The organism is Cellvibrio polysaccharolyticus (assembly GCF_015182315.1).
Classification (GTDB): Bacteria; Pseudomonadota; Gammaproteobacteria; order Pseudomonadales; family Cellvibrionaceae; genus Cellvibrio; species Cellvibrio polysaccharolyticus.
In genome coordinates this window covers 1,258,158-1,271,964 of the sequence record NZ_PRDL01000001.1, presented here as the reverse complement: position 1 = coordinate 1,271,964, position 13,807 = coordinate 1,258,158, and the positions used below count along the sequence as shown (strand labels likewise).

Sequence of the window (13,807 nt, the reverse complement as noted above, 5' to 3'; positions counted from 1 at the left end):
TTTATTCTTTCTTAAAGGTGTTACCGCTCTCTATCATAAGCTCTCGTAATATTGATGAGCCGATACACGCCATGCCCCTGACCGAACTGATGCACTACTTCAATGACCAGCTGCAATCGCAAGCACGCAGCCAGCGGTTACCGGCGACCGGTTTTTACAAAGCAGGTAATGTGTATGGTGCGCGTTTCGGCAGCCTCACCTTCTCCAGCCAATTCCACCCGATTATTCAGCCACGCGAAGACGGCATCACCGGCTTTTACAGCGAACTGATCGCCCGCTCCGTAACCGGCAAGCAATTCAGTCTGGATGAAGTATTTCACTCACTGGAAAACACCGAACAAGTGGTGCACCTGGATCGCCTCACCCGTACCCTGCACTCGCTAAATTATTTGCAGCAATACGACAACCGCGACCTGCTCGCGCTCGCCGTACAACCAGGCCACATCACTGGCGTAGCCGGTGACCACGGTAAAACCTTTGAAGGAATTTTGAGCGACTGCGGCCTTGGGCCAGACCGGGTATTACTACACACCCGCTTATTGGACGAAACCAGCCTCGCCCACTTTCGCCAGGCGCTATTGAATTACCGCTCACGCGGTTATCGCATTGGCATCACCATAGAAAATCCGGCAGACGTTAAATTACTGGAACAACTGGATTTGGAACCGGATGCTATTTTTTACCGATTACCCGAAGCAAATGCAGCCGCATTACCAAGGAGTAAAAGCAGCAGCGACACTGCATTAGCGAAAAGGATTGTGGTTGGAGACATACGAGGCCTGGACAATAAACACAGCGAAAATTTTGATGGGATGATTTCGCTGAAGCAGTCATTTGAAAATGCTGAAATTTTTAATCCGCTAAAAGCGCTCACTTAGCGCAATAACAGTGATGAATTTTGGCAGGCTGCTTTCTACATATCTCTATTGATAAGGTAGATTGAAAACCATCAGAGCTTCCAGCGACTATCAGCCGCCGCGTAAACGCTCGCGTAGGCGTTGCAACCAATTTTTCTTCTGCTGTTGCTCCTCCGGACTCGGCCAAGGCGTGTTTTTACTTTCGCATTGCACGATGCCGTTGGTTCCCAATCGCAAGTGCCAGCGCTGCGCCGAGGATTGTGTTTCACCCGGCTCGGTGCACACCAGCAACAGGTTGTAATCGTGTTGCTTTTCTATGGGATGAGCCTGAACGGTAGATGATGGATCATCCTGATCTGCCCACACAAACAATTTGTTTCGGGTAGCTTGAATCATTTTACAGAGCTCTTCGCAATCCAGAATGAGACGCTCCTGAATCTGATCCTGCTCCAATGCGGCTTTGCCCAGATTGAGCACCGAGCGATAGCAAATGATTTGCCGCTCCTCATTGGTGGCCCATTTTCCCGCGTTTTCCAGGACCTGTTGCGGCAGCTCGGGCAGCTTGCGGTAGTCCAGCCAGACCTTTTGCAGAGCCAACAAAATGTGAGTGTATGGCATGAGCAAGCGAATCTTCCAGCGTGGTTTGCCTTTGCGCAGCCATTGGGTAAGGCTCTTGATCATATCGTCACGCAAGATGTCACGCATTGCATAGACGAGCGCAATACCTACAAGCAAAGACAGGGTTAGCTGCTGGCCACCCGAGCGCGCATTGAACAAAAAGTAAGTGACCAGTGACATGACCAACATCGTCGAGATCGCCTTGACCACTTTTACCGTGCCAGCACCCAGTTCGGTCACCTTGGCGCGAAGCAGCACGGGGTATTCCAGTAACCGTAAATAAAGACTCATACGGTTCCAGACCCGGGTTGGCGTGCCGTTAAAGTCACTCATGTATTTTAGTTTGCCTCGATGCCGATATTCCTGCTGCAGAAAGCCCTGAATTGCATCGCGGAGCTCCTGATCCAACTCGGAGAATCCTTCCAGCGTCATACACTCCAGCAAGAACTGCTCGGCATGCCAGGAAAAGTAGACATCCACTAATCGAAAATAACGCTGCTGATTGCTTTGTTCGGGAATGGTTTTGCGCAGGCGTTCGGCAAAGTTCTGGCTCAGGCGCAACGCGCGCTTTAATGGTTCGGCAGTAGGCTCCGCGCTTTGAATTTGTTGGCGCAGGCGGTCCATTGAGGCGCGATATTGAAACAGCCAGGAGCCGTACATAATCTCGTAGTGCGGCGAGAGCAGTTTGAATGAGCGGTCAGCCTTGCTGACTCTGTCTTTATCGGGCATGCCTAACCGGCTAAAGCGATGCTCCAGGGAGTTGAAAAAGAAATGTTGCTCAGTCAGAGTCCATGCGGAGAAATTGCTTTCATGGGGAGTAAACAGATACAGCTCAACACTATACTTTCCAGGCTTTTTTAATATGCGGGTCAGCTGTACGCGATAGTCGCCCTTACGTTTCAGTGAAAACACTTTGCCCCTCTCAACCTTTGACAAATGATCTTCGCCAGCGCTCTTGATGAACCGCGGCGGTTGATAGCTTTAGAGTATCAGTCTACCAGCATCAATACTGGACAGTATTAATCTACCTATCAATCCGGAGTATCAACCTGCAAGTGCTGAAGAACACCAGGCGACCAACCACATTCTTGCAATGCCGCAGTAATAGCTCGCCGACCCGCTCCAGACTTGTCGCCATCGGCTGCTTTGTAAAAATCGTTCGCGCACGCTTCGGCAACAAATAAACCCTGTTTTGAGCTACATCAAACTGCCCTTTTCCATCGCTGTTTTAATAAGGCTTTGTTGATGCTATAGCGGAGGTGGTATGCGGGAGCGTAGTTACAAGAAGATGGCGGGGACTTCGGCGGTGTTTATTCCTGCGGACTTTAATGGCGCGTCGCCGGTGGAGCGGGATGGTTTGGTGTGGAGCAGTGAGGAATTGCATATGCCAGCCAGTGCGCAACCACTTACCTGGCAGGCGCCGCTGGACACTTGCCTGGCGCTGGAGGGGCTTGAGGAATACAGTCCGCCAACGGCGGGTGATGCACGTTATATTAAAAACCTCGGTATGGCGTTTGTGTATAACACCGGTATTCGCGGCTGGGTGGCGCTGACAGATTACGCCTGATCAAGTCAGGTGTCCGGTTATTGACAAAGTGCCTTATTTTTCCGGGCTGTACGGCAAGTGCCATTCTGTCCGTTTTATCAAGGCGCAGGATTGGCGTTGCTCAGGTGAATAGCCTCAATGGCTGCCAGCACATCGTCTGACAACACCACATCAATACTGTCGATGTTTTCTTTCAGTTGTTCAAGGCTGGTGGCACCAATCAAATTACTGGTGACAAACGGTCTTGAGTTGACGAAAGCCAGTGCCAGGTGCACCGGTGAAATGCCTACTTCTTTTGCCAGTTCAACGTAGGCTTTTGCAGCAACGTCAATAGGTGCCTTGGTGTAACGGGTGAAGCGGTCAAACAATGTAAGACGTGCTTTTTCCGGACGGGCGCCGTTGAGGTATTTACCGCTTAATACACCAAACGCCAGCGGCGAGTAAGCCAGCAGGCCGATGTTTTCGTAGCGGGAAAATTCTGACAGGCCAATTTCATAAGTGCGGTTTAACAAGCTGTAGGGGTTTTGAATGCTGACAATGCGCGGCAGGTTCAGCTTGTCGGAAATGCGTAAAAACTGCGCTACGCCCCAGGGCGTTTCATTGGAGACGCCGATGGAGCGAATTTTCCCGGCCTGAACAAAATCGGCCAGCACCTGAAGCGTTTCTTCAATACTGGCTGCCTGTTCGTCCAGTGGTGCCCATTGGTATCCCAACTGGCCAAACGAATTGACCGGGCGATCCGGCCAGTGCAACTGGTACAAATCCAGATAATCGGTTTGCAAACGGCGCAGGCTGTCATCCAGCGCCTGGCTGAGGTTGGCGCGGTCAAAATGCGGTTTGCCATTGCGAATGTGCCCGGGGCGATTACCACCGACCGGCCCGGCAGCTTTGGAGGCGAGAATCACCTGGTTACGTTTGCCACTGCGGGTCAGCCAGGAGCCGATAAAACGTTCGGTATCACCCTGGGTATCCGGCAGGGGCGGCACCGGGTACATTTCAGCGGTATCAATAAAGTTAACACCACGGGATAGCGCGTAATCCAACTGCTGGTGCGCTTCCGCTTCGGTGTTTTGCTCTCCCCAGGTCATGGTACCCAAACCAATCACACTGATGTCAAAGTCGGCGTTGCCAGGGCGGCGATATTGCATGCGAGTCATCTCCGGTAACCGCGGCTGCGCTCACCGTGTTTTGCAAGGCGGTGAGCGCAGCCGCATAGGGTATTAAAGCGCGGCCAAAATAGTAGGCCGCTCAAAATGCTTTGCTACCTTAACCCTTTGCGCTTTCAAATTCCAACGCGGCAATCACTGACGGGCGCGCCTCATAGGCGTCGCGGAAACGGCGAAGCTGTTGCAGGTCATCAAACTCATTACCGAACTTCGCCAGCCAGCGCACAAATACGCCGAGGTAGGCATCGGCAATGGTGAAATTGTCGCCGGTAATCCAGGTGTTATTTTGCAAGGCATTATTCACATGCGTGAAAGATTTACGCAGCTGGCTTTTACCAAAATCTTTTAACTCCTGTTGCGCGCCTTCATCGCTTACCCAACTGCCACCGCGATTGACAATACGAAAGGCACCGGCGTGAATTTCTGCCGAGCCAAAACCCAACCAGGATTGCACCAGGGCGCGCTCTACCGTACCTGCGGCAGGAATCAAACCGGCTTCGGGTTTCAGATCCGCCAGGTAGGGAAGAATGGCAGTGTTTTCGGTAATCACTGTGCCATTATCCAGCTGCAATGCCGGTACGCGGCCTAACGGGTTGATGCGGTGAATGGGCGAGTCGGCCTGGCGCAGGGGAACCTTGACGATATCAATCGGTAATTGCAATTCACGAACCACCACCTGAGTCCCCAATGAGCAGGCACCCGGTGCAATGTACAATGTTGTCATAGGGAAATATTCCGATACCGGTTTGAAGGAACAATAAAAAAATACGCCGGGCAGTACACAGCAACCGATAATGGTTTTTTGGCAACAAGGCCAACCGACGGTTGTTCTATATGTACTGCCCGGCGTGTACTGGAAAAATCAGCTTCGCAGCCAGATTTTGTCAAAACGCCAGGTGGGGAAGTGCGAGTTTTCCGCTACCAGCCCGCCAACATTGGGTGAGTAACCGTCGAGTATGTTGATGAACCCCCACAGTAATAACCCGCCCTGCTCGTGCTGAATTTGCTGGGCTTCATGAACCAGCGGTGCGCGCAGTGCGGTGTCCGGTTGTTTTTGCGCTTCAAAGTATAGCTCTGAAAAACGCTCATCGTGAAAGTTGGTGCGGTTACTGGCTGACACAGGCGCATCTTGCGTGGTGGCCTGCGCCAGAAAGGGTTGCCCCAACGATGCGCCGGTGCTGAGCACCCATTCACTGCGGCGCGGCCCGTTAAAGGTTGCCGTGTCCACCTGTTTTACATTCAAACGAACACCGGCAGGTCGCAATTGCTCGGCAAATACCAGCGCCGAATTGGCACCGGCCACGTCTACCGTCGCTTCCAATTCCAGCGACTCATGACCAGCCGCTTTCAACAGCGCTTTGGCTTCTTCAATGTTGCGCTGGCGCTGCGGAATGGCGTGATTAAAGGTAGGGTCGTGCGGCGCATAAATGTCATTCCCTACACGCCCTTCGCCGTTTAATACCCGCGCAACCAGATCTTCCCTGTCGGCCAGCAAACGAAACGCCTGGCGCACCCGGACATCGTCAAACGGGGCTTTGGCGGTGTTCAAATAAAAACCTCGCCAACCCGCCGTTACCGAGCGCAGCAAACGCACTTTGGGGTTGTTATCGAACAGGGATTTTTGCTCCGGCGCTATCGCGTTGGCAAGATCAATTTGCCCGCCCAACAAGGCCGCGTAACGGGAGATTTGATCTTTAAAGTCGATAATTTCCAATTCATCGGCGTAGGGCTGCCCCGGCTTGAAATAGTTTTCAAACCGGGTAAAAGTTGAACGCTGCCCCGGTAAAAATTCTTTCAGTTTGTAAGGGCCGGCGCCAACCGGGTTGGTAACCGGATGGTAATCTTCCGGAACAATACCACCAAAGTTAACCCAGGTTTCCGGCAGCGAAAGAAAATGCTGGCCGGGTTTGAAGTTAATGCGCACCGTGCGGTTGTCGAGTTTTTCCAGACGGGTGCGGTCTACCATGCTGACGTAATTGCCGTAAGGCGATGCCAGCTCCGGGTCGGTTAAACGCAGGATGGAAAAAATAACATCGTCGGCGGTGATGGTTTTTCCGTTGTGAAATTCCAGCCCCTGTTTTAAACGAATGGTCCAGGCCGTTGCATCGGCATTCACTTCCGATTCTTCTGCCAGTGCCAAACGCGGGAACATATTTTCATCCCACTCCCACAACTTACTGTAGAGCGCAAAGCCGCGAATAATACTGCCTGTCGTGGTGGGTTTGTGCACATCCAGTGTGCCCGCTTGCTCACCGTCAATAACACCAAAACGTAACCGACCGCCGCGACGCGGAGTACCTGGCAGTACATCAGCCGGTGACTCGGTAGTTGCCACCTGGTTATCACAACCGCTTAACAAGCCACCACCCAGCGCCAGGGCACCGCCCAGGGTTGCACCGGAAGCCAGAAAACCGCGACGGGATAATGTTGGGTACATGCTATTCACCTTTGTCTTTCAGGAGTTGGCGGCAGCCGCAGGTATTACCTGCGACAGCAAATTAAAAACGGTATTCCACTTGCGCTTGTACAGAGCGGCCGCGCATCGGTTGCAAAAAGGTACTGGTCGCCGAGCCCTGCCCGTTAACAAAGTTAAGTTCGTCGGTCACGTTCAACACTTGCACCGCTACGCTCCACGCCGGTTGGCGATAATAAAAGGTGGTGTCTACGTTATAGCTGTTGGGAATGTGTACCGAGCGGCTCAGGTTGACGTACCAGTCACTGGTCCACCATGCGGACACTTCAACACCGAAACCGGATTCGAAGGTGTAGTCGGCATAAGCCGCTACGTTGTATTCCGGAATATGTATCTGATCAAAATTGCCGCTGGGCAAACGGTTCAATACGTTGCTATCGCTGAATACCGTGCCGTTATCCGGCACGAAACCGCGCGGTGCGAATCCGGATTGCGATTGGTATTCGTTGTAGGCTTCAATTTTGGTAGCGTTGATACCGGTTTTGAAATGCGTACCCGGCTGGAAGCGCAATGAGGTTTCGTAACCTTTCACGTTCAAACGGGCGATGTTATTGAATTGGTCAGGCGAGGTGTCGCGTGCCTGGTCAAACGCAGCCAGGGTAAAAAACAGATTTTCGCCCAGGGTAGTTTTGTAACCAATTTCATACAGCTCGCTGAGGCTGTCAAACGTCAAGGCATTTAACTTGTCATTAGCGCCCCATGACAGGGTGTTGGCAAAACCACCGGTGTTGATGGCTTGCGAACGGTCAGCGGTAAAATAAATAGAGCTGTCGGTGGTGGGTTTGAAATACACACTGGCTTGCGCGGCGTACAAGTTGTAATTGCCACTGTCCTGACGCTTGCGTTTTTGCGGGTCAAGGTTGGCCAGCGGGTTTTCAATATCCGCATCCACATAGCTGCCACTGGCACCGATGTTAAAACCGAAGCGGTCTTCAAACAGGAAGTTATGCTGGGTAAATACCGTGGTGGTAGACCAGCTGGCTTCCGAGGTGTAAGAGGCGTAGGTTTCTGCGTAGAGTTTTTTACCGTTATCCACCGCCACCATGGACGGCAAATTCAGGTAGCCGAAATAATCGGAATAAACACCGTTGCCACCGTTACTGCCTATCCAGGCTGCATTGCCGCCCGCCGGGTTAAGGGTGTTGATACCAAATAAAAACTGCGGGCTTTTGGTAGACGGGTTTTGCGTAATGTCGTAAGCATTAATATGGAAAAAGCTGTTATTACCGGCGATGGAAGTATTTCTTTCATAGCGATAAATCAAGCCGCTGTTGCTGTCGTGGCGGGTGTCCAAACCAAACAGCTGGTATTCACCCTTCCACTGGAATTCGGTGCGGTTATCAATCAAATCGTCTTTGGATTGAACCTGAAAAGTGCCGGTGGCATCGGTGGTATCTTCGGATACTTGCACATAGGTGCTGTTAACCCAGGTTACGCTGTCTGATGCATCCCACTCTACGCGCAACTGGCTGCGGGTGCGCTTCGAGGTATTCTGATCTTCACCGCGCTGCGAAACCTGCGGGTCAATATCCACCAGCCCGTTGCCCGCCAGGTTGGGGTCATACACCCACCCGCGCACAGCGCCGGGTGCTGCCTGAGTATTGGGGTTGGCAACCTGGAAGCTGTCTGGCACTACCGTATAACGGCCAGTCGCAGTTTCCAGTTGACGGCGCTCCCAACCGAGTAACGCCGAGTTTGCAGCACCGGATTCAAACACCGGTGACCAGTAGTTGCTGCCATTTTGAATAATCGGCGTAGAACGCCCTGCCCAGTATTTTCCATTCACCAATTCCTGGGACGGACGGTTCCAACCGTGGGTGACGTTCCAGTCAAAATAATCATCGTAGCTGGCATTCCAGTCTACTCGCAGGTTGGCAGAAGGCTGCCAGGCGACGGCACCGTAAAATGCATCAAAGTTATTTTCAACGTGATCGTAGTAATCGTCCCAGCGCTGGCGGGTAACGCTTACGCGGTAAGCGACATCGTCACTGATCGGACCGGTGGTATCGACAGTAAAACGGGTGCCGTTTTTGGAATTGCCATCAGGAATCCAGGTGCCCAGCACGCCACTCAAGCGAGTGCGCTGCTGTTCAAAATCCGGTTTTTTGCTGAGGTAGTTAACGTAACCACCGCTGCCGGTTGCCGAACCGAAAATAACAGAAGACGGGCCGGCAATAATATCGGCACCTTCATAGGCGTTGAGATTGGTGGGGTGACGCACGCTGTAGGTGCGCTGCCCGTCCTGATATACCTCGGCGCCCTGGGCGCGAAACTGCGGTGCAATACCGGCGTTTTGTCCGCCGCCTTTGGTAAGGCCCGGGGCGTATTTGGTTAAATCGTCAGCACTGAAAATAGGGTCGCGATTTAATTGTTCAACATTAATTTGCCCAATAGAGCGCGGCGTATCCACGACTGTTGCTTCGGTGCCATAAATACCTTTTACCGTTCTCACCGGTAAAATATTTTCACCGACCGTGCTTTTGCGGCCTTCAACCAGTACGGTTTCTACCGAAGCACTGTTTTGCCCGGCCAGAGTTACACTCCAGTGTTCGGCCGCAAATACCGGTGCAGCTATTGCACTGGCAGCGGAAACCCACAGAGATGTACGAACAACATCGGCAATCAATTTTTTACGGAACGACTTCACAACGTTCATGCTAACCCTCTATTTCAATCGTAATAATGTATGAGTCTGACGCTGCGCGTCATTAACCTTTTTTCGACTACTCGATTACCGCTCGCCTAAAGCGTGCAGTCAGCCTCATAGCGTTCCGAATTTTTTTCATCGGAACAGACCTGATCTGGAAATAGCAATCAACATGCCACTCGAAAAAATAACGACAAAAAAATGAAACAAGGCTGGCTCATCAACAGAGTGTGATTTTTTCAACAGAAAAGTTTGCCATCTGCACAAAAGGCATCAGCACAAAAACCGCGGTGTTTAAAAAATAACAGCAAGCCTTTTCGCTCGTGTGTGCAAAAGAGAACAGTTTGTTAACGCCATGTTGCACAGCGGACATTGTTTTTTTGTGAAAGCCTTGGCAAATGCCTGATTCGCCAGCGCTCTTCTAAACAGCCGCGCTTTTTTGCAGGTTGAAAAAGCCATCGTTTTCAAGCGGCACACTTCCTGCATTCTGCCCAACATCTATGGGAAGAATCTTTTTATCAGCACTGAAAGACTATTAGCGCTGAAAAAATCTCTTCACTGGCTTACTGGCTGTATTGCGGAACATTGATTATGTCGATTGGCTTTTTTTCCCGGCTTCCCCTGCACGGCGACCTGCGCCACCTTCCCGGTGACGGCAGAAACCGTGGTGACTGGAACAACGACCCCACCGCCACCGGTGCCACCGCGCGTTACCAACCGGGCGATGCTTTTTCTTATATGGATTACCTGTCGCAGGTTGCCCGCGCCGCCGAGATCAACGGCTTTGATGGCGTACTGCTGGTAAACGGCCCGGCTGGCGAAGAACCCTGGACAACCTCTTCCCTGTTGGCGAGAGAAACCAAACAGCTGAAATTTATCAACGCCTTTCAGCCTTTTCACTTCAGCCCCTGGGCAGCCGCGCAAATGGCCGCCACCTTGCAGCGCGCCAGTAATAACCGTTTGATCTGGAACATTATCAACGGCGGTTCTGAAGTGGTTCAACGGCAGGTAGGCGACTTTACCCCGCACGATGACCGCTACGAGCGTGCCGACGAATTTCTGCAGGTGGTTAAAGGTTACTGGAGCAACCCCAAATTCAGTTTTGAAGGTAAATATTACCGCGCTGAAAACGGTGGCCTTACGCCGCCGCTGAGCAAATCACCGATACCGCTGATTTGCACTGCCGGTTCATCGGAACCGGCCAGAGAGCTGGGTGCGCGCCATGCCGATTATTATTTGATGCGCGCCGAACACCCGGACGAAGTGCGCGAACTGATTCGCGATGTACGCCAGCGAGCCAAACAGTGGGGCCGCGAAGACAGCATTCGCTTTGGCATGTCGATTGACGTTATTACCCGTGCGACCGACGAGGAAGCCTTCGCCGAAGCCGCCCGCTTTTTCAATGAGGGTATACAAGCCGGTGCCGACAAAAATGTCGTGAATTTTTCCGGCCTGCGCTCGGCGCAACAACTCAGTTATGAAAAACAGTTCCGCACCGGAAAAATTGTCGAGCAGTGGGACGACTGTTTTATTTACCCCAACGTGTGGGCAGGCTTTGGTTATATCGGCATCCCACCCGGCTGCGCGTTAGTAGGCAGCTACGCCAATGTTGCCGAACGGGTGCAGGAATATGCCGACCTGGGCATCAGCAAGTTTTTTCTGGCCGGTTACCCGCACCTTGAAGAAATGTATCGCCTGGGTGAATACGTATTGCCGCGCTTGCGTCAGGCGGCGGTGCAGCAATCACCGGCCAAAGCGGTGGCCGCCGTTCGCTAGCCACCTCAAGCACGCATTGAATAGCCGTCAGATTCGTTTAATGAAATAAGGAACACCGGATGAGTATTACCGACATTGAAAGACCCGTTCACGCCGCTGCCTCTGCAATCAGGCACCCGGGCAGTGAAGCGGAAGCAATCCGCTTTGCCAAAGAAGCCGCAGAAAAAATTGCGCAGCTTGCTCGCAATCCGGAAACCCATCAGCAACTGCCGTATGAACAAGCCGATATTTTATCGAACTATGGTTTAACCGCTATTTTTGTTCCCAAACGCTTTGGCGGCTTGGGCGCCAGCATTAAAACCGTGGTAGAAGTGGTGCGCATTATTTCTACCGCCGACGGCGGCGTGGGTCAATTACTGCAAATTCACAACGTGATGATTCGCGGTGTCTTCAACCGCCCTGATGACGAATTTCGGGCAGGTTTGATTCGCGATATTCTCGCCGGCAAACGTTTTGGCAACGCCCTCGCAGAAGTGGGCGGTAAAAACAAGTTTGACCATGCCACCCGCGTTACCCGCGATGAAGATGGCAACTACCGTTTAAATGGCAGCAAATTTTATTCAACCGGCTCGTTTCTGGCGGAATGGATTTCGCTTACCGCCGCATCGGATAACGGCCCGCTCGGTGTGCTGTTAAATCGCAACACGCCCGGCCTGACGCTGGAGGATGACTGGCGCGCATTCGGCCAGCAACATTCTGTCAGCGGCACGGTGCGCTTTGACAATGTCCTGGTGGACGAGCGCTTTCTGCCCAAGCCTGGCGCCGCCGGTGGAGGCATGCCGCGCACCGGTTTAACCTGGCCACAAATTTTGCACGCCGCTATTGATACCGGCATTGCCCGCGGCGCACTGGAAGCGGCCACCGATTATTTACGCAATAACGCGCGCCCCTGGGTAGATGCGGAAGTAGAACGCGCTGCCGAAGAACCGCACATCATTAAACGGGTTGGCGAATATGCTGTGGCGGTACGCAGTGCCGAAGCGCTGTTGCGCTACGCCGCCGATGTGTTTGATCAACACCTTGCCGACCCGGAAGACGAAGCCCTTCAGGACGAATTGATTCTTGCCGTAGCATCGGTTCGCTCGCAATCCGATTCCGCTTCGTTGTTTGTCTCCAGCGATATGTTTTCCCTGCTGGGCGCCAGCGCCTCACTGAACAAATGGAATCTGAACCGCTTCTGGGCCGATGCCCGCGTTCATACCACCCACGACCCCATTCGCTGGCGCTTGCACCACGTCGGTAATTATTACCTCAACGGTGTGCCACCCGATGAATATGGCGCAGCCATCCGCGCCAAACGTGCCGAACTGGCAGCCGCTGCCAACCCAACCCGTAGTTAAAGGAGTTATACCCATGCCAGTAGAATTTGTTGGCGGACTTTTTCCCCGCAATCAACTCGCCGGCCCCGGCGGCAATCGTCAGGATCAAATTGACCTGACCTATTTGCGCGATCTGGCCCGTGCCCACGAACACGCCGGTTTTGACAGCGTGCTCACACTGACGCACGACCCGCTGCACACCGCTGTTTATGCGGCATCGCAAACCGAGCGTCTCAAGTTCATGATCGCCCACCGCCCGGCACTGATCGCCCCGACCATTGCCGCACGCGCTTTTGCCACAGCCGACCATTACACCGGTGGCGGACGCTTGCGCTTGCACGCCATTACCGGCATCACCGCAGAGCCCGGCCACGGCGAATTTTTGCTGGATAAAGACGAGCGTTATGCGCGCACCAGTGAGTATCTGGATATCGTTAAATTGGCCTGGACGTCAGAAAAACCGTTTGACTACGAAGGTAAATACTTCAAAGTCAAAGATGCCTTTTTGCCACTCAAGCCACTGGCCAAACCGCATATTCCTATTTCTTTGGGCGGTTCTTCCGATGCGGCTTATCACGTAGCGGCACGTCATACCGATTTATATGCGCTGTGGGGCGAGCCTATCGCTGATGTGAAAGAACAAATCGCCAAGCTTCACGCTGCAGCAGATTTGGCTGGCGTACAGGCACCGCGCGTGAGCCTTTCTGTCCGTTTGATTATCGGCCCGACAGAAGAACTGGCGTGGCAAAAGGCCCATGAAATTCAGGCAACGCTTGAGAAAAACTTCAAGCCCATTGCAGGCCGTACACCGGGCACCGGCACCCAGCGTTTGCTGGCCGCCGCCGAACGCGGCGAGCGTCATGATCGTGCTTTGTGGCTGTCTACAGCAACTGCTGTGGGTGCTACTCACGATTCAACAGCGTTGGTCGGTACACCGGATACTATCGTGCAAGCGCTGCTGGATTATTACGATATTGGTGTAACCACTTTCCTTAACCGTGGATACGATCCGCTGCACGACGCGCTGGATTATGGCCGTTGGATTATTCCTGCAGTTCGTGAAGAAGTTCGTCGCCGCGAAGCGGAAGCTGTTAAGAAGATTGCTTGATATCAAAGAAGGTAATGGATTTATAGCTATTACCTGTAGTTAGTAGTTCCCATACGTTTGCTATCCGCCTGATTATTTCAAAATCGCATGAACACATCCATGTGGCTCCCTCGAGTCATCCCTGACTCGACGGTTTTGAAATAATCAGGCGGATACCAAACTCACAATGTGCCCATCTGAAAAAAATTTCGCTCTCAAACCTCAAAATAGTTTGATCACCCTGTATGATTCCGCTCTCTTTTAGAAAAAACATACATAATTAATTTTCTAAGCTAAAGTCAATTGATTTGTGATCGA

11 protein-coding genes are annotated in these 13,807 nt (G+C 52.5%); 5 read left to right on the top strand and 6 right to left on the bottom strand.

The features are described 5' to 3' along the window. The first annotated feature begins 71 nt into the window (after window positions 1–71). Window positions 72–878: a hypothetical protein gene (locus C4F51_RS05340; protein WP_193907831.1), complete on the top strand. Its 807-nt coding sequence runs from the start codon at window positions 72–74 to the stop codon at window positions 876–878. Between the two features lie 90 nt (window positions 879–968). On the opposite strand, the gene C4F51_RS05335 is transcribed toward C4F51_RS05340, so the two are convergent. Then, on the bottom strand, window positions 969–2,387 hold the full coding sequence (locus tag C4F51_RS05335) for a hypothetical protein (RefSeq protein WP_193907829.1): 1,419 nt from the start codon (window positions 2,385–2,387) through the stop codon (window positions 969–971). A gap of 352 nt (window positions 2,388–2,739) precedes the next feature. On the opposite strand from C4F51_RS05335, the gene C4F51_RS05330 reads away from it, so the two are divergent. Then, window positions 2,740–3,042, top strand: a complete 303-nt coding sequence (locus C4F51_RS05330; protein WP_193907827.1) for a hypothetical protein — start codon at window positions 2,740–2,742, stop codon at window positions 3,040–3,042. A 77-nt stretch (window positions 3,043–3,119) separates the two neighbouring features. On the opposite strand, the gene C4F51_RS05325 is transcribed toward C4F51_RS05330, so the two are convergent. The 5 genes from C4F51_RS05325 to C4F51_RS05305 all read right to left on the bottom strand — a co-directional run bounded on the left by C4F51_RS05325 (window position 3,120) and on the right by C4F51_RS05305 (window position 9,775). Beyond that, window positions 3,120–4,169: an NADP(H)-dependent aldo-keto reductase gene (locus tag C4F51_RS05325; RefSeq protein WP_193907825.1), complete on the bottom strand. Its 1,050-nt coding sequence runs from the start codon at window positions 4,167–4,169 to the stop codon at window positions 3,120–3,122. Between the two features lie 118 nt (window positions 4,170–4,287). After that, a complete protein-coding gene (locus C4F51_RS05320) occupies window positions 4,288–4,911 on the bottom strand; it encodes a glutathione S-transferase family protein (protein WP_193907823.1) in 624 nt (207 codons plus the stop codon). A gap of 138 nt (window positions 4,912–5,049) precedes the next feature. Next, the gene (locus C4F51_RS05315) at window positions 5,050–6,624 is read right to left on the bottom strand and encodes an ABC transporter substrate-binding protein (protein ID WP_193907821.1); all 1,575 of its coding nucleotides are present in this window, start codon (window positions 6,622–6,624) and stop codon (window positions 5,050–5,052) included. Window positions 6,625–6,685: 61 nt separating this feature from the next. Beyond that, window positions 6,686–9,316 carry a TonB-dependent receptor plug domain-containing protein gene (locus C4F51_RS05310; RefSeq protein ID WP_193907819.1) on the bottom strand — a complete coding sequence of 877 codons (2,631 nt, stop codon included), beginning with the start codon at window positions 9,314–9,316 and terminating at the stop codon, window positions 6,686–6,688. Window positions 9,317–9,601: 285 nt separating this feature from the next. Beyond that, a complete protein-coding gene (locus tag C4F51_RS05305) occupies window positions 9,602–9,775 on the bottom strand; it encodes a hypothetical protein (protein ID WP_193907817.1) in 174 nt (57 codons plus the stop codon). A gap of 123 nt (window positions 9,776–9,898) precedes the next feature. Here C4F51_RS05305 and C4F51_RS05300 point away from each other — a divergent pair, with 123 nt between their 5' ends. From C4F51_RS05300 to C4F51_RS05290, 3 genes are read left to right on the top strand one after another with little or no spacing between them, the layout of a single operon-like run. After that, the gene (locus C4F51_RS05300) at window positions 9,899–11,083 is read left to right on the top strand and encodes an LLM class flavin-dependent oxidoreductase (RefSeq protein WP_193907815.1); all 1,185 of its coding nucleotides are present in this window, start codon (window positions 9,899–9,901) and stop codon (window positions 11,081–11,083) included. 59 nt (window positions 11,084–11,142) lie between these two features. Then, window positions 11,143–12,423: an acyl-CoA dehydrogenase family protein gene (locus tag C4F51_RS05295; protein WP_193907813.1), complete on the top strand. Its 1,281-nt coding sequence runs from the start codon at window positions 11,143–11,145 to the stop codon at window positions 12,421–12,423. 13 nt (window positions 12,424–12,436) lie between these two features. Beyond that, window positions 12,437–13,510, top strand: a complete 1,074-nt coding sequence (locus C4F51_RS05290) for an LLM class flavin-dependent oxidoreductase (protein ID WP_193907811.1) — start codon at window positions 12,437–12,439, stop codon at window positions 13,508–13,510. Window positions 13,511–13,807: the final 297 nt, after the last annotated feature.

Coding starts and splice junctions, on each gene's coding strand:
- C4F51_RS05315 (WP_193907821.1), bottom strand. CDS start 6,624: ATGTACCCAACATTATCCCGTCGCGGTTTTCTGGCTTCCGGTGCAACC.
- C4F51_RS05340 (WP_193907831.1), top strand. CDS start 72: ATGCCCCTGACCGAACTGATGCACTACTTCAATGACCAGCTGCAATCG.
- C4F51_RS05295 (WP_193907813.1), top strand. CDS start 11,143: ATGAGTATTACCGACATTGAAAGACCCGTTCACGCCGCTGCCTCTGCA.
- C4F51_RS05310 (WP_193907819.1), bottom strand. CDS start 9,316: ATGAACGTTGTGAAGTCGTTCCGTAAAAAATTGATTGCCGATGTTGTT.
- C4F51_RS05290 (WP_193907811.1), top strand. CDS start 12,437: ATGCCAGTAGAATTTGTTGGCGGACTTTTTCCCCGCAATCAACTCGCC.
- C4F51_RS05320 (WP_193907823.1), bottom strand. CDS start 4,911: ATGACAACATTGTACATTGCACCGGGTGCCTGCTCATTGGGGACTCAG.
- C4F51_RS05325 (WP_193907825.1), bottom strand. CDS start 4,169: ATGCAATATCGCCGCCCTGGCAACGCCGACTTTGACATCAGTGTGATT.
- C4F51_RS05300 (WP_193907815.1), top strand. CDS start 9,899: ATGTCGATTGGCTTTTTTTCCCGGCTTCCCCTGCACGGCGACCTGCGC.
- C4F51_RS05330 (WP_193907827.1), top strand. CDS start 2,740: ATGCGGGAGCGTAGTTACAAGAAGATGGCGGGGACTTCGGCGGTGTTT.